The organism is Pseudomonas sp. NFACC51 (assembly GCF_900103575.1).
GTDB lineage: Bacteria > Pseudomonadota > Gammaproteobacteria > Pseudomonadales > Pseudomonadaceae > Aquipseudomonas > Aquipseudomonas fluorescens_Q.
In genome coordinates this window covers 190097-205248 of the sequence record NZ_FMXH01000009.1, presented here as the reverse complement: position 1 = coordinate 205248, position 15152 = coordinate 190097, and the positions used below count along the sequence as shown (strand labels likewise).

16 protein-coding genes are annotated in these 15152 nt (G+C 60.8%); 4 read left to right on the top strand and 12 right to left on the bottom strand.

Annotated elements, in window-relative coordinates; genetic code table 11:
* Positions 1-199: 199 nt before the first annotated feature.
* The 3 genes from BLT00_RS19370 to BLT00_RS19360 all read right to left on the bottom strand — a co-directional run bounded on the left by BLT00_RS19370 (position 200) and on the right by BLT00_RS19360 (position 3128).
* On the bottom strand, positions 200-1141 hold the full coding sequence (locus BLT00_RS19370; RefSeq protein ID WP_092148816.1) for a lipid II-degrading bacteriocin: 942 nt from the start codon (positions 1139-1141) through the stop codon (positions 200-202).
* Between the two features lie 387 nt (positions 1142-1528).
* Complete coding sequence (locus BLT00_RS19365) at positions 1529-2332, bottom strand: alpha/beta fold hydrolase (RefSeq protein ID WP_092148961.1); 804 nt, start codon at positions 2330-2332, stop codon at positions 1529-1531.
* Positions 2333-2480: 148 nt separating this feature from the next.
* A complete protein-coding gene (locus tag BLT00_RS19360; RefSeq protein ID WP_092148819.1) occupies positions 2481-3128 on the bottom strand; it encodes a ferric reductase-like transmembrane domain-containing protein in 648 nt (215 codons plus the stop codon).
* A gap of 422 nt (positions 3129-3550) precedes the next feature.
* Between BLT00_RS19360 and BLT00_RS19355 the strand changes: the two genes are divergently transcribed.
* Positions 3551-4246 (top strand): DUF1963 domain-containing protein, encoded by a 696-nt coding sequence (locus BLT00_RS19355; RefSeq protein ID WP_092148822.1) that lies wholly within the window; start codon positions 3551-3553, stop codon positions 4244-4246.
* A 56-nt stretch (positions 4247-4302) separates the two neighbouring features.
* On the opposite strand, the gene BLT00_RS19350 is transcribed toward BLT00_RS19355, so the two are convergent.
* From BLT00_RS19350 to def, 8 genes are all read right to left on the bottom strand, one after another.
* Entirely contained in the window at positions 4303-4596 is a 294-nt protein-coding gene (locus tag BLT00_RS19350) for an antibiotic biosynthesis monooxygenase family protein (RefSeq protein WP_092148825.1), read from the bottom strand.
* Between the two features lie 31 nt (positions 4597-4627).
* Positions 4628-5602: a zinc-dependent alcohol dehydrogenase family protein gene (locus BLT00_RS19345; RefSeq protein WP_092148828.1), complete on the bottom strand. Its 975-nt coding sequence runs from the start codon at positions 5600-5602 to the stop codon at positions 4628-4630.
* 64 nt (positions 5603-5666) lie between these two features.
* Positions 5667-5969: an ArsR/SmtB family transcription factor gene (locus tag BLT00_RS19340; protein ID WP_003177098.1), complete on the bottom strand. Its 303-nt coding sequence runs from the start codon at positions 5967-5969 to the stop codon at positions 5667-5669.
* Positions 5970-6183: 214 nt separating this feature from the next.
* Positions 6184-6495 carry a tetratricopeptide repeat protein gene (locus BLT00_RS19335; RefSeq protein WP_092148831.1) on the bottom strand — a complete coding sequence of 104 codons (312 nt, stop codon included), beginning with the start codon at positions 6493-6495 and terminating at the stop codon, positions 6184-6186.
* A gap of 127 nt (positions 6496-6622) precedes the next feature.
* A complete protein-coding gene (gene trkA / locus BLT00_RS19330) occupies positions 6623-7996 on the bottom strand; it encodes a Trk system potassium transporter TrkA (RefSeq protein WP_063323586.1) in 1374 nt (457 codons plus the stop codon).
* A 24-nt stretch (positions 7997-8020) separates the two neighbouring features.
* Positions 8021-9331 (bottom strand): 16S rRNA (cytosine(967)-C(5))-methyltransferase RsmB, encoded by a 1311-nt coding sequence (gene rsmB, locus BLT00_RS19325; RefSeq protein ID WP_092148834.1) that lies wholly within the window; start codon positions 9329-9331, stop codon positions 8021-8023.
* On the bottom strand, positions 9328-10287 hold the full coding sequence (gene fmt / locus BLT00_RS19320) for a methionyl-tRNA formyltransferase (protein WP_092148837.1): 960 nt from the start codon (positions 10285-10287) through the stop codon (positions 9328-9330). The genes rsmB and fmt overlap by 4 nt, the downstream gene beginning before the upstream one ends.
* 70 nt (positions 10288-10357) lie before the next feature.
* On the bottom strand, positions 10358-10864 hold the full coding sequence (def, locus tag BLT00_RS19315) for a peptide deformylase (protein ID WP_003196300.1): 507 nt from the start codon (positions 10862-10864) through the stop codon (positions 10358-10360).
* Between the two features lie 167 nt (positions 10865-11031).
* Here def and BLT00_RS19310 point away from each other — a divergent pair, with 167 nt between their 5' ends.
* The 3 genes from BLT00_RS19310 to BLT00_RS19300 all read left to right on the top strand — a co-directional run bounded on the left by BLT00_RS19310 (position 11032) and on the right by BLT00_RS19300 (position 13851).
* Positions 11032-12057 carry a LysM peptidoglycan-binding domain-containing protein gene (locus tag BLT00_RS19310; protein WP_092148840.1) on the top strand — a complete coding sequence of 342 codons (1026 nt, stop codon included), beginning with the start codon at positions 11032-11034 and terminating at the stop codon, positions 12055-12057.
* 80 nt (positions 12058-12137) lie between these two features.
* The gene (gene dprA, locus BLT00_RS19305) at positions 12138-13232 is read left to right on the top strand and encodes a DNA-processing protein DprA (protein ID WP_092148842.1); all 1095 of its coding nucleotides are present in this window, start codon (positions 12138-12140) and stop codon (positions 13230-13232) included.
* Between the two features lie 61 nt (positions 13233-13293).
* Positions 13294-13851, top strand: a complete 558-nt coding sequence (locus BLT00_RS19300) for an L-threonylcarbamoyladenylate synthase type 1 TsaC (RefSeq protein ID WP_014335849.1) — start codon at positions 13294-13296, stop codon at positions 13849-13851.
* Between the two features lie 226 nt (positions 13852-14077).
* Here the strand turns inward: BLT00_RS19300 and BLT00_RS19295 are convergent, their stop codons facing one another.
* On the bottom strand, positions 14078-15055 hold the full coding sequence (locus BLT00_RS19295) for an NADPH:quinone reductase (protein WP_092148845.1): 978 nt from the start codon (positions 15053-15055) through the stop codon (positions 14078-14080).
* Positions 15056-15152: the final 97 nt, after the last annotated feature.

Here is a 15152-nt window from a genome sequence, read left to right as displayed (position 1 = left end):
AATTGCCGTGAATGGGATAGCGATAGTGTCATGCTCGACCGCATACAAGTCGCTCTCAAAGTTAGAGCATAAATTGTAGCCACCGATTATTGGCGTAGCTGAAAGACTTGCCAAGTAAAAAAACAAAGAATGACTTATCTTCATGTTTTTTGTCCTTGCGCCATGGCAACAGTGTTGCCCACTGCCATGGCACTACTGTTTAGAAGTTAGGAGTCTGAAAGCCCTTTCCTATCAAGTGAATTTTATGCTCGCCAGAAATATTTATTTCGTACCCGGTCCCTGGTAGGGCTCTGCCAGCCGTAGTTAGTTGCTCAAGCGCGAGCGGTCTATCGCTTTTATCGAAGTCATAAAAGTCATGGTAGGCTTTGACTGCTCCCAGAAACTGCCAAGATGTATCTTGGTGGCGAGTGAAATCACCCTCAACATGGAGCGTGATTCGCCCAAGGTAAGCACCGCTGATAAGACTGTCCCTGCCGGTGTCGTAAGCCACCTTTGGGTCCACCAAATGATACGTACCCGGTGATTTAGTGCTCTCGATAGTCTGCTTCAACAATGAGAGCTTGTGCTCTCTTATTTGTAAACCAATAGTATTTATATCGACCTCAAGCTTCTCTCCCTTCCCCCATAAATAGTGCGCAAGTGCTTTAACCGGGCTGAATGTACCTCCAGATAATTTGGGCGTTTCCAATTTGAATGTTGTACTGCGGGCGTATTTTGAGTGAGCGATGGCGATAATAGCTTCCCTCGACGTAAAGCCGCTTCTCTCAAGCGCATCAGCCAAACTAAAGCAAATAGCTTTATTTTTGAAAAATACGTCATTTATACGCCAGTAGGGAGCTACCCAACCGCGTTCCCGCTCGACAATTTGCCATATGTCTTTTATTGCGCCATAAGCGTTTCTATGATTTATAGCTTTGTCGAGAATTTTAAGATTGAAAGTGAAGTCATCCAGCCCGGTTTGAGTTCGTATAAGATCAGCTATGTAAAAATCATCATCTTCTGTGAGTACGTCCGGCTGAGGCGGTGGGAATATATAAGTACCATCAATGATGATACCGTCCGAGGACCAATATCCTCCTATAGAGCCACGCCACGTGCCATTCACCAGCGTCGGGGGTAAATCAATTCCGTTCTGCTTCATAAATTCAAGTCCTTTTGATCGTAACGCTAAATGTGCTGTGGCCAGAACGGCTTGTCTGGATTTCTAATTAAGCACGCAGATGTAGGAGGCTCAATACCTCAATGACAGCTTGGGAGATGGACTACAGGGCTTTCGGAATAGGGGGACAAATTATGTGTCGAGAGCGACGTTTCGCTAAATCCCCTCGCCACAGGGGGTTGTATATTGGCTGGCATTGGGGACATGGTGGGCTTTTTATGAGTGCTTTGCACTCAAGCGGGAGCAAGCTCCCTCGCCACGGGGTTAATCATGTCCCCCGGTCCAGACAGGTTGTCGTCAGAAGAAGCTCAACCCCACATGCAACAGCTTCTCGACGGCGCGAATGTGCTTTTCACCCGGTTAGCGCGATCAGCCTTTGGAACTGGCCTGCGCCGCTTCAATGATCAGCTCCGCCACTTTCCCCGGATTGGACGTCATCACCACATGGGAGGCGCCTTGGACGGTGACGGTCTTTTTCGAGCCCGCGCGTTCGGCCATGAACTTCAGGGCGGCCTCGGGGATGTTTTTGTCCGCCGAACCGTAGATGAACCAGGACGGCAGTTTTTTCCAGGCCGGTTCTCCCGACGCTTCCTTCAATGCAGCCTCGCTGATGGGACGTTGGGTGGCGGCCATCAGTGCGGACTCGGCAGCGGGAACGTCGGCGGCAAACTGTTGGCCGAATTTGTCCTGCTGGATGTAAAGGTCCTTATTGCCGTCGTCCAACTGCACCGGCGCGGCCAGGGTCGGCCCAAGGGTGCCGCCAGGGCAGCGCCCGGACAGTTCGATGGCGGTTTCGCCTTTGTCCGGCGCGAACGCCGCCACGTAGACCAGCGCCTTGACCCGGGGGTTGTCGTGCACCGCGTTGGTGATCACGGCTCCGCCGTAGGAATGCCCCACCAGGATCACCGGGCCGGCGGTGTGCTCGACGATGTCAGCGACATAATCGGCGTCCTGCTTCACGCCGCGCAGCGGGTTAGCCGCTGCCACCACCGGGTAGCCCTGGTTCAGCAACCGGGTGGCAACGCCATTCCAACTGGACGATTCGGCGAAGGCGCCATGCACCAGCACGACGGTGGGCTTGGCGGCGTCGGGTTGCGCGGCGGCGCTATGGAGTGATGTCAGGGCCAGTGCAGCGGTGAAGGTGACGGCCAAGAGCGATTTGATAGTGCGCATGATCATTCCTTTTCTTTGATGGGTATGCCGTGCTTATGTGCCGTCCTGGCCGACACATGAGCGGGTGCGATGGGCTTACTTGCTCAGGAAGTGGTTGAGGCGGTCCTTGTGGGTGTCGGTATGCCGTGCGGCGCGCCTGGATAGACGATCAAGAGGCGACCGCTGCCCGGCGCATCGACGCTTGCCTGGCTTGGCTGCGTTTGTTGGCCATGGCCAGCTTGCCCACCAGTCGGATCGCCACGGCGGCGCAGATGAGGCCGAAAGGCAGCACGTACCAGTCGCTCATCGGGATACGTTTGAAGTTGGAGAGGGCAAATACAGCGGCGATGACCCACATGCCGGTGACATGCAATGCCTTCCAAGCCTTGGGGCCCAGCAGTCGGGCGGGCCCTTTGAATGAGGTGAGGGCCATCAGCAGGATGAAGGCGTAGGCGGTCCCGCCCGGGATGTTGTTGGCAACGGTGCGGGCCGGCCAGAACTCGGTGTTGAGCTGCCCATAGGCGTAGATCAGCACGGCATGCACCAGGTGGGAGAAGGCAAAGGCGAGGCCGATGAAGCGTCTCTCGCGGACCAGTGCCTTGGCGAGCGGTGACGGCACCAGTACGGCAAAGGCCGACGCGGTGAACGCGATCAGAAACAGTGCGAAGGAGGAGCGGGCGGTGGCACGGATGGCGCTGCGCAGGCCCTCGACAAGGTCGGGTTGTACCGCGACAGCCGCGATGCTCATCGCCACCACCAAGGCGGCGATCAGGCCGAACAGCTGCCAGCCCTGAGGGCGGTAGGATTGGGTATTCATGGCAAGGTCTCCTTACGTCAGGGCTCGCCATTCGGGGTCCGATGGCGATTCGATGGGGAGCATTCTTGCAAGGGGATGTATACCGGCTATGTTCGAGAACCGGCGTTTATGCGTTGTTTTGAGTCTGCGAAGGCGCTGGATACAGTGGCTTACAAATGCAGGCCATGGATCGGAACGGTAGCGGCTGCAGTTGATGTGCAGCCAGCGCGAAAAATGGGGACAGCTTTATTTTCAGTCAGTAAATTCCTCCCCTTTTTCCATCGTTGTGCCTTGGCCTACAACTAAACCCGAATCCGCCGGCTTGTCCGCCTTGCCTTCGAATTATATCGTCCGCTTACCAACGCCGAGCCGGTATCGATGGCACTCGGATACTGCAAGTCTGCGGCCCTTACATCTGTAGCAAAAGGAAGATCTACATCGCCATGGACATTCAGGAAATCAAGCAACGTCTGGCCCGCCCCGCCGTGAAACTTGTTGCCGGCGGTTTTCGTCCTGCCGGGACCGATGAAGAGAGCTGGCTGGGCAGCATCTTCCTGTTCCGGCCTGATGAAGAGGTGCCCACCAACCAGGCGGGGCAACCGTTGCTCCCCTATGCGCAGTTTTACCTGCCTGCCCTACCCGTCCATAGCCCGCTGCTGGCGGGGGTTCGTGTATTGACGGTGTTCATTTCAGACCCGCTTCCCGAGCATTTTGAGCCTATGGGGAATAATTGGGTCATCCGCGAATATGGACCGGATGATGTGTTGGTGCGCAAGTCTTTGCCGGTGGCAGATACATTCCTCAAACCCTTCCCACTGAGAGCGCAAGCGGTGCCGGAGGACTTTCCACTGTGGGATGGCGGGGGTGTCCCGGAGGACCTCGAGCAAGCAATCCTCACGCTGGAACGCGCGGGCAAGATACAGAGCTATTACGACTTGGTTACCCACACCTACGAACACAAGTTCGGCGGTTACCCTTCGTTTTGCCAGTCGGGTGTTGATCCGGGTGAAGGCTTCGAGTTTGTGTTCCAGATCTCATCGGACGCGAAGATCAATCTGAATGTGGTCGACAGTGGGAGCCTGATGTTCTGGAAGCACAACGAAACTGGGGAGTGGGCGCTTTATTACGATTTTTACTAAAAAATAGGGGGACAAAATAGGGGGACGGATTTATTTTCTGCCCCCCTTCGTCAGCCCTAAAAGCTGCCCCCTTCAACATGGTAAACCCTCGGCTCCTCCGAAAAATATTCTTCCAACCCCATCATGAACAGTCGATGGTCTTCACTCGCTTCGAAGCCCGGAGAGTGGTCTTCCAGCGATTGCCACCGCACGATCAGGTTGAACTGCTCGGGGGTTTCGATCCCTTGCGCCAGCATGTGGCCGCCGTAACCCTTGGCCCGTGTGAGCAATGGAGCGACCTCGGCAAATGCACGTCGAAACGTTTCGATGCGTTCTTTGTAAACAGGAAGCACAGCGATTTCGTAAACCATGACGCACCTCTGAATTGGTTAAAGTCCGCACTTACGGAATGAGCGATGGCTCGACGGCAATCGCGATTTTTCCTCGAAGACCGTTGTTGGGGCTTTCCAACCGGGCATGGGCCAGGGGAATGTCGGCCAGCGAATAGACGGCGCCGACGTGGGGGCGCAGCTGACCGCGGGCTATCAATGCGCTCAGCTCATCGAGCTTGCCGCGGTTTTGCCGGGTGAACACAAAGTGATAGCTCGCGTTCTTGCCCCAGGCCTGGACGAGGTTTTGTGGCTGGGCGATGTCCACGATCGAGACGACGCGGCCCAGTTGCGCGAGGACGTCGGGGCTGCGGGACAGTGTGTTGCCGCCGATGGTGTCGAATACGACATCCACGCCGTGGCCAGCGCTTTCCCGGAGGACAGCGTCGACATAATCTTCTTTCTCGTAGTCGATGATCACGTCGGCACCCAAGTTGCGGGCGAACTCAGCGTTTGCTTCGCGCACAGTGGTGAACACCCGGGCGCCCATGGCTTTCGCCACTTGGATCGCGACATGTCCGACACCTCCAGCGCCGCCATGGACAAGAATGCTCTCCCCGACCCTGAGCGCCGCGCGCACCACCAGCGCTTCCCACACCGTCCCGCCCACCAGGGTCAGGCTTGCGGCCTCAAGATGGCTCAGCTCGGGCGGTTTCTTCCCGACAATGCTCTCGGCCGCGACGTGGTACTCGGCATAGCTGCCTGACCCTTCAAATATTTGCGGGGTGTACCAGACTTCGTCTCCAGGCGCAAAGGTGGTCACACCGGGCCCAACGGCTTCGACCACGCCGGATACGTCGTGGCCGGTGATGGCCGGCAGTGGCACCAGGTCGGGATAGTCGCCGCGTCGAACCTGGTAATCCAGCGGGTTGACGGAAGTGGCGTGTACGCGGACCAGGACTTGTCCCGCTTGCGGAACGGGTTTGGGCACGTCGCGGAGTTCGAACGATTCAGGACCGCCGAATGATTTAAGCATCATCGCTTTCATAGTAAATCCTCGTATCGATAAAAAGGGATATCGGAATATCTCGATATCTTGTGGTAAAAAAACGCTACAGGTCTTTGCCAATGATCTCGGCGAGAGCACTGATGGTGGCTTCATTGCGTTTGTAATAGGTCCACTGGCCGATGCGCCTGACTTCGACCAGGCCCACCCGTTGCAACGTGGCCAGATAACCGGACACCGTTGACTGCGACAGGCCGATCCCTTCCTGGATACTGCTGACGCAGACGCCGACCGTGTGAACGTCACCCTCATCCTGCGGGGGGAAGTTCTTTGCCGGATCCTTCAAACCTTTCAGGATTTGGAGACGTGTCGGGTTTGAGAGGGCTTTGAATATTTCGAGTAGGTCCATGCGGCGAGGATATCGAGATTTTTCGATATGTCAATACGTGAATTGGGATAGCTCATGAGCTGGGGTTTTGAGGCTGCTTCAGCCTGGCGGGGATGAATCCCCTCACCACAGGGAGTTGTCTGTCGCTTGCTTGGGGGGCTGGTATTGAATATGAGTGCTTCGCACTCAAGCGGGAGCAAGCTCCCTCGCCACAAAAAGCTGTTTTTGTGTGGATTCAGGGATGGCGATCCAGTTTCTTGAGGAACACAGCCATCTCTTTCTCGGCCTGTTTGTCGCCGTGGGCGCGGGCGGCTTCGAGGCCTTGTTCCCAGGCTTGGCGGGCGGCCGGTAGGTCGCCTTGGCCTTGGTGGGCCTTGCCCAGTAGTTTCCAGGCGGCTGAGTATTTGGGGTCGAGTTCGACGCAGCGTTGGAAGTGTTCGGCGGCGCGGGTGAATTCGCCGAGGTCGAGGTAGCCTTTGCCTAGGCCGAAGCGCAGCAGAGAGTTATCCACACCCTTGGCGAGCATTTTTTCCAGGGAATCGAGCATTTGAAACTCCTGCGTTCTGTTCCTGTGGCGAGGGAGCTTGCTCCCGCTCGGGTGCGAAGCAGCCGCCAAGAGAGGGCCTGCTTCGCAGGCCAGCGGGAGCAAGCTCCCTCGCCACAGGGCCGTGTGTTCAGAAGAAGCTCAACCCCACATGGAACAGCTTCTCGACGTCGCGAATGTGCTTCTTGTCCACCAGGAAGAGGATGACATGGTCGCCGGTCTGGATCGTGGTGTCGTCGTGGGCGATCAGGACTTCTTCGTCGCGGATGATCGCGCCGATGGTGGTGCCGGGCGGCAGGCCGATGTCGCGAATGGCTTTGCCGATGACTTTGCTGGATTTGGCATCGCCGTGGGCAATCGCCTCGATGGCTTCGGCCGCGCCGCGGCGCAGGGAGTGGACGCTGACGATGTCGCCGCGGCGCACGTGGGCCAGCAAGGTGCCAATGGTTGCCAGTTGCGGGCTGATGGCGATGTCGATGTCGCCGCCCTGGATCAGGTCGACGTAGGCCGGGTTGTTGATGATGGTCATCACTTTCCTGGCCCCCAGGCGCTTGGCCAATAGCGACGACATGATGTTGGCTTCGTCGTCGTTGGTCAGGGCCAGGAAGATGTCGGCGTCGGCGATGTTTTCTTCCAGCAGCAGGTCGCGGTCCGAGGCACTGCCCTGCAACACCACGGTGCTGTCGAGGGTGTCGGAGAGGTAGCGGCAGCGCGCCGGGTTCATCTCGATGATCTTGACCTGGTAGCGGCTTTCGATGGCTTCGGCCAGGCGCTCGCCGATCTGTCCGCCGCCAGCGATGACGATGCGCTTGTAGTTCTCATCGAGACGGCGCATTTCGCTCATCACGGCGCGAATATTCGCTTTGGCGGCGATGAAAAACACTTCGTCGTCGGCTTCGATCACCGTATCGCCCTGGGGCAGGATCGGCCGGTCCCGGCGGAAAATCGCCGCGACCCGCGTATCCACATTCGGCATGTGCTCGCGCAACTGGCGCAGTTGCTGGCCCACCAGCGGCCCGCCGTAGTAGGCCTTGACCGCCACCAGTTGGGCCTTGCCTTCGGCAAAGTCGATCACCTGCAGGGCGCCGGGGTGCTCGATCAAACGCTTGATATAGTTGGTCACCACCTGCTCGGGGCTGATCAGCACATCCACCGGGATCGCTTCGTTGTCGAACAGGTCGGCGCGGGTCAGGTAGGCCGCTTCGCGCACCCGGGCGATCTTGGTCGGGGTGTGGAACAGGGTGTGGGCAACCTGGCAGGCGACCATGTTGGTTTCGTCGCTGTTGGTCACGGCCACGAGCATGTCGGCATCGTCGGCGCCGGCCTGGCGCAGCACCGTCGGCAACGACCCGCGGCCCTGCACGGTGCGGATGTCGAGTCGGTCGCCCAAGTCGCGCAGGCGTTCACCGTTGGTGTCGACCACGGTGATGTCGTTGGCCTCGCTGGCCAGATGTTCCGCCAGCGAACCGCCGACTTGTCCTGCGCCGAGGATGATGATTTTCATCCAGTCACTCCTATCGAATCGGTCTTAACCGCGCGCGGCGGCGATCTTGATCAGCTTGGCGTAGTAGAACCCGTCGTGCCCACCTTCCTGGGCCAGCAACTGGCGGCCATGGGGCTGCTTGAGGCCGGCCTGGCTGGCGATGTCCAGTTCCCGGGCGCCCGGGGTGCGGGCGAGGAAGGCCTCGATCACTTCGGTGTTCTCGGTCGGCAAGGTCGAGCAGGTGGCGTAGAGCAACATGCCGCCGACTTCCAGGGTTGGCCACAGGGCATCGAGCAGTTCGCCCTGCAACGTGGCCAGTGCGGCGATGTCGTCCGGCTGACGGGTGAGCTTGATGTCCGGGTGGCGACGGATCACCCCGGTGGCCGAGCACGGCGCGTCCAGCAGGATGCGTTGGAACGGCTTGCCGTCCCACCAGGTCGCGGTGTCGCGGCCGTCGGCGGCGATCAGCTCGGCCTCCAGGCCCAGGCGTTCGAGGTTTTCCTTCACGCGCACCAGGCGCTTGGCTTCCAGGTCCACCGCCACCACGCCGGCCAGCTTCGGCTCGGCTTCGAGGATGTGGCAGGTTTTGCCGCCCGGCGCGCAGCAGGCGTCCAGCACCCGTTGGCCGGGCGCCAGTTCCAGCAGGTCGGCGGCCAGTTGTGCGGCTTCGTCCTGGACGCTGATCCAGCCTTCGGCGAAGCCTGGCAGGGCACGCACATCAACCGGGGTTTCCAGCACGATACCGTCGCGGCTGTACTGGCACGGGATGGCCGGGATACCCGCCTCGCCCAGCAACGCCAGGTAGGCATCGCGGGTATGGTGGCGACGATTGACCCGCAGGATCATCGGCGGATGGGCGTTATTGGCCGCGCAAATGGCTTCCCACTGCTCGGGCCAGAAGGCCTTCAGGGATTTCTGCAACCAGCGCGGGTGGGCGGTGCGCACCACCGGGTCGTGTTCCAGTTCGGCCAGCAGGGCTTCGCTTTCCCGCTGGGCGCGGCGCAGCACGGCATTGAGCAGGGCCTTGGCCCAGGGCTTTTTCAGCTTGTCGGCGCAGCCCACGGTTTCGCCGATGGCGGCGTGAGCGGGAACGCGGGTGTAGAACAACTGATAAAGCCCCACCAACAGCAGCGCTTCGACGTCGGCATCGGCCGCTTTGAAGGGCTTCTGCAACAGCTTGGCCGCCAGGGCCGACAACCGTGGCTGCCAACGGGCGGTGCCGAACGCCAGGTCTTGGGTGAAACCGCGATCACGGTCTTCCACCTTGTCCAGTTGGGTCGGCAGGGAACTGTTGAGGGAGGCTTTGCCGCTGAGGACGGCGGCAAGTGCCTTGGCGGCGGCCAGACGCGGGTTCATGAGGCGTCCGTCGCTTGGCCGAGCACAGTGCCGACGGCAAATTTCTCACGGCGACTGTTGAACAGGTCGCTGAAGTTCAGCGCCTTGCCACCGGGCAGTTGCAGACGCGTCAGGCACAGCGCTTGTTCACCGCAGGCGACGACGAGGCCGTCCTTGCTGGCACCGAGGATTTCACCGGGTGTGCCCTGCCCTTCGGCGTAACTGGACGCCAGCACTTTCAGGGCTTCGCCGTTCAAGGTGCTGTGGCAGATCGGCCAAGGGTTGAAAGCCCGCACCAGGCGCTCCAGCTCAACGGCTGGACGGCTCCAGTCGATGCGAGCTTCGTCCTTGTTCAGTTTGTGCGCGTAGGTGGCGAGGCTGTCGTTCTGCACTTCACCTTCCAACGTGCCGGCAGCCAGGCCGGCGATGGCCTCGACCACCGCCGGCGGGCCAATGAGCGCGAGGCGGTCGTGCAGGCTGCCGCCGGTGTCTTCGGCACTGATGGGGGTACTGACCTTGAGCAGCATCGGCCCGGTGTCCAGGCCGGCTTCCATGCGCATCACAGTCACGCCGCTCTCGGCATCGCCCGCTTCCACGGCGCGCTGGATCGGCGCGGCACCGCGCCAGCGCGGCAGCAGCGAGGCGTGGCTGTTGATGCAACCCAGGCGCGGGATATCCAGCACCACTTGGGGCAGGATCAGGCCGTAAGCGACCACCACCATCAAGTCCGGCTTCAGTGCCGCCAGCTCGGCCTGGGCATGCGCATCGCGCAGGGTCGGCGGCTGCAACACCTGGAGGCCGTTTTCCAACGCAAGTTGCTTGACCGGGCTGGGCATCAGTTTTTGTCCGCGACCGGCCGGCCGGTCCGGCTGGGTGTAGACCGCGACGATTTCGTGGGGGCTGGCCAGCAGGGCCTTGAGGTGTTCGGCGGCAAATTCGGGAGTGCCGGCAAAGACGATGCGCAGTGGCTCAGTCATGGGTAGCTCTCAATTACAAAGCAGTCGCAAAAAGAAAAAGGCTTGCCGCGGCAAGCCTTTGAAGGGGGCATCAAGCATTCTGGCGATGAAGTTTTTCCAGTTTTTTCTTGATCCGGTCACGCTTGAGGGTAGACAGGTAATCGACGAACAACTTGCCGTTGAGGTGGTCACACTCGTGCTGGATGCACACGGCCAACAAGCCTTCGGCGATCAGTTCGTAAGGCTGGCCGTCACGGTCCAGGGCCTTGATCTTGACCTTCTGTGGGCGGTCGACGTTTTCGTAGAAGCCCGGCACCGAGAGGCAGCCTTCCTGGTACTGGTCCATCTCGTCGGTCAGGGTTTCGAACTCGGGGTTGATGAACACCCGCGGCTCGCTGCGGTCTTCGGAGAGGTCCATCACGACGATACGCTTGTGCACGTTGACCTGGGTCGCGGCGAGGCCGATGCCTGGCGCTTCATACATTGTTTCAAACATGTCATCGACCAACTGACGCACTTCGTCGTCCACTACGGCCACGGGTTTGGCGATAGTGCGCAGGCGCGGGTCCGGAAATTCGAGAATGTTCAAAATGGCCATAAGCTTGATAAATGCACGTGTGAGGTAAAGTCGGGTGGCTGGCCTGGCGTGTCTTGGGATGCAGGCTACCGTTGTAAAACGTTGCTTCGGAGACACAACCTCTCAAGAAGCGAGCCACGGGGGCTCTGGCGTTTTACGCGAACGCACATAATAAAGGGATTCACCGCATGAGGAAATCACTACTCGCCCTGCTGCTCCTGGCCTCGGCCGGTATCGCGCACGGGCAAGTGCAACTTCGGGAAGGTTTTCCCCAGCAATACACGGTGGTGACGGGGGACACACTGTGGGACATTTCCGGCAAGTACCTGCGCGAGCCGTGGAAATGGCCGGAACTCTGGCAGGCCAACCCGCAGATCGAAAACCCCAACCTGATTTATCCGGGCGACACCCTGTCGCTGGTCTACGTCAACGGCCAGCCGCGCCTGACCCTCAATCGCGGCACCTCGCGCGGCACCATCAAGCTGTCGCCGCGCATTCGCAGCTCGCCAGTGGCCGACGCCATCCCGAGCATTCCGCTACAAGCCATCAACAGTTTCCTGCTGAGCAACCGCATCGTCGACACGCCTGAGGATTTCAACAAGGCCCCCTATATCGTCGCCGGCAATGCCGAACGGGTGCTCAGTGGCATGGGGGATAGGGTCTTCGCCCGTGGCTCGTTCGATGCGAACCAGACGGCGTACGGCATCTTTCGCCAGGGCAAGGTCTACACCGATCCCGAGACCAAGGAGTTCCTGGGGATCAACGCCGACGACATCGGCGGCGGCGAAGTGGTGGCCAGCGAAGGCGATGTCACCACCCTGGCCCTGCAACGCACCACCCAGGAAGTGCGCCTGGGTGATCGTTTGTTCAGCGGCGAAGAGCGCTCGATCAATTCGACCTTCATGCCCAGCGCGCCGACATCGGACATCCACGGGTTGATCCTGGACGTGCCGCGAGGCGTGACCCAGATCGGCGCGCTGGACGTGGTCACCCTGAACAAGGGCCGGCGCGACGGGCTGACCGAAGGCAATGTGCTGGCGGTGATGAAGACGGGTGAAACCGTACGCGACCGCATCACGGGCGAACGGGTGAAGATCCCCGATGAGCGGGCCGGCCTGCTAATGGTTTTCCGCACCTACGACAAACTCAGCTATGGCCTGGTGCTGTACGCATCGCGCTCGTTGGCGGTGCTCGACAAGGTCCGTAATCCGTAACGGGTCTCACAAGTTACCAACAGAGTTATCCACAGCTTGTTCCGGTTTGTACGGGACTTATAACGGTCAAGGATGATCGCATGTCATTACCTGAATCTACGCCGGTTTCCCCTGCGGAACTGGAGGCCCGGCTACGCCTTCACCGCTTGCCGGAGCTGGGACCCAAACGTTTCATGACGCTGATGGAGGCCTTCGGCTCGGCCTCCAAGGCCATCAGTGCGCCAGCCAGCGCCTGGCGCGCGCTGGGCTTGCCGCTGGCCTGTGTCGAGGCGCGGCGCAACCCGGATGTGCGGGACGGCGCCGCCCATGCATTGGCCTGGCTGGAGCGTGCGGGCCAGCATTTACTGATGTGGGACCAACCCGACTACCCGGCGCTGTTGGCGCAGATCAGCGACGCGCCGCCGCTGCTGTTCGTCGCGGGCGACACCTCGATCCTGGAAAAACCTCAACTGGGGATGGTCGGCAGTCGGCGGGCATCACGCCCCGGCATGGACACCGCGGCGGCGTTTTCCCGAAGCCTGGCCGGGGCCGGTTTTGTCATCACCAGCGGCCTGGCCCTGGGCATCGATGCGGCGGCCCATCAGGCGGCGTTGGATGTTGGCGGGCGCACCGTCGGCGTGTTGGGCACCGGTCTGGAAAATTTTTATCCACAGCGCAATCGTCGGCTGGCGGACGCGATGATTGCCCAGGGCAGCGCGGTGTTGTCGGAGTTCCCGTTGGACGCACCGCCCCACGCCAGCAACTTTCCGCGCCGTAACCGGATCATCAGCGGCTTGTCCCTGGGCGTGCTGGTGGTGGAGGCCAGTGTCGCCAGCGGTTCACTGATCACCGCGCGACTGGCGGCGGAACAGGGCCGCGAGGTGTACGCCATTCCTGGATCGATCCATCACCCCGGGGCCCGGGGCTGCCATCAACTGATCCGCGACGGTGCGGCGCTGGTGGAAACCGTCGAGCACATCCTCGAAGCGCTGCGCGGTTGGCAGCGGTTGCCGCCGGCCTCGGAGCCCGTGCCCGTGACCCATCCGCTGCTGCGCCTGCTGCATGCCGCGCCGCTGAGCAGTGAGGCGCTGGCCGAGGCCAGTGGCTGGGGCTTGCCCAAAGTGCTGGCGGCGTTGACCGAACTGGAGATGGACGGACGCGCCATCTGTGACAACGGCCGCTGGTTTGCGCGCTAGGTTTTATGGGGAAGATCGGTAAACTGCCCACAGCCTTATTTGCGTTGCGGGAGAATCTTTCATGGTCAACAGTTGGCGTGTGCAACAAGCCGCGCGAGAAATTCGCGCCGGGGCGGTGATTGCCTATCCAACCGAAGCGGTCTGGGGCCTGGGTTGTGACCCATGGAACGAAGAGGCGGTGGAACGCCTGCTGGCGATCAAGTCGCGGCTGCCCGATAAAGGCCTGATCCTGGTGGCTGACAACATCCACCAGTTCGACTTCCTGTTCGAAGACTTCCCCGAAACCTGGATGGACCGCATGGCCAGCACCTGGCCGGGGCCCAATACCTGGCTGGTGCCGCACCAGAACCTGCTGCCGGAATGGATCACCGGGGTACACGACACCGTCGCCCTGCGGGTCAGCGACCATCCCACCGTGCGCGATTTGTGCTCGTTGGTCGGCCCGCTGGTGTCCACCTCGGCCAACCCCCAGGGTCGCCCGGCGGCGCGTACGCGGATTCGGGTCGAGCAGTACTTTCGTGGGCAGATCGACCTGGTGCTTGGCGGCAACCTCGGTGGACGCAAGAACCCCAGCGTGATTCGCGACCTGGCGACCGGCAAGGTCGTGCGCCCGGACTAGGTCTTTGTGGCGAGGGAGCTTGCTCCCGCTCGGGCGCGAAGCGGCCGCAAAATTGGGCCCGCTGCGCGGTCCAGCGGGAGCAAGCTCCCTCGCCACAAAAGCTGTTGGATCGTTCCCACGCTCCTGCGTGGGAATGCCACCAGGGACGCTCCGCGTTCCGCTTCTGGGAGGTGACGCAGAGCGTCACGGGATGCATTCCCACGCGGAGCGAGGGAACGATCAAATCTCAGGGCAGGAGAATGGTCGACCCGGTCGTGCGCCGTGCCGACAACTCGGCCTGGGCCTTGGCCGCTTCCGCCAGGGGATAACGCTGGTTGATGTCCACCTTGATCTTGCCGCTGCTGATCATCCCGAACAACTCGTCGGCCATGCGTTGCAGGTTTTCGGCGTTGTTGGCGTAAGTCGCCAGGGTCGGGCGGGTGACGTACAGCGAGCCCTTGGCCGCGAGAATTCCCAGGTTCACCCCTTCCACCGCACCCGAGGCATTGCCGAAGCTCACCACCAGGCCACGGGGGGCGACGCTATCCAGCGACGTCAACCAAGTATCCTTGCCAACCCCGTCGTACACCACGGGCACCTTCTTGCCGCCGGTCAGTTCAAGCACTCGCTGTGCGACGTTTTCCTTGCTGTAGTCGATGGTTTCCCAAGCGCCGTGGGATTTGGCGATGGCGGCCTTTTCCGGCGAGCTGACGGTGCCGATCAGCTTCACGCCCAAGGCCTTGGCCCACTGGCAGGCCAGGGAACCCACGCCACCGGCGGCAGCGTGGAACAGGACGGTTTCGCCACCCTTGAGTTCATAGGTCTGGCGCAGCAGATACTGCACGGTCAGGCCCTTGAGCATCACGCCGGCCGCCTGTTCGAAACTGATGGATTCGGGCAGATGAACCAGGTTGGCCTCGGGTAACACATGCACATCGCTGTAGGCCCCCAGTGGGCCGCTGCCGTACGCCACCCGGTCGCCGACCTTGAACCGCGTGACGTCCGAGCCGACCGCCTCGACCACGCCCGCGCCTTCGGCACCCAGGCCCGATGGCAACGCCGGTGGCGGATAAAGGCCGCTGCGGTAGTAGGTGTCGATGAAATTCAGGCCGATCGCCTTGTTGCTGACGCGCACCTGCTGCGGGCCGGGCTCGGCAGGCGAGTAATCGACGTACTCGAGCACTTCGGGACCGCCATGGGAACTGAACTGGATACGTTTGGCCATCTTCACTTTCTCCTTGTCGCAGTGATGCTATTGACTTAAGGCCACCGACAAACCCATGGCGAGGGAGCTTGCTCCCGCTCGGCTGCGAAGCAATCGT